This is a genomic window from Dellaglioa sp. CoH-56-MRSF-11 (assembly GCF_056782135.1).
Window position 1 is genome coordinate 1 of sequence record NZ_JBXAYE010000077.1, and the last position, 315, is coordinate 315.

At 48.9% G+C, this 315-nt stretch carries 1 protein-coding gene; it reads left to right on the forward strand.

Annotation, left to right across the window (positions count from 1 at the left end):
- A partial coding sequence (locus AC1RPT_RS07910) for a hypothetical protein (protein WP_481763005.1) occupies nt 1-293 on the forward strand: 293 nt, incomplete at its 5' end.
- Nucleotides 294-315 lie beyond the last annotated feature (22 nt).

Genomic DNA, 315 nt, shown 5'->3' on the forward strand with positions numbered 1-315 from the left:
ACCTGATGATGACTATTCGGGAACTTGTGACGGACATGCAGCAAACTCGGGATCGAGGTGCTATTGGTGTCACTATCAGCGAATCGGTTTTGCGGCCCATGATGCGTGATCTGGCTATGCTTGTCATGAACGAGACTATGACGATCATGGCCGCTGCAAAAGGCAGTATGAGCGTTGACGAGTTTAAAGACTTTCGTAAAGAAGTAGATGATAGTCGTGCTCGTATCGGCGCTGCCATGCAGCAGGCATATACAGAATCACGGGATCGCGTAATCGAGTTCATGCAACGTTAACCAGACGCGCTTTTCCATGTTT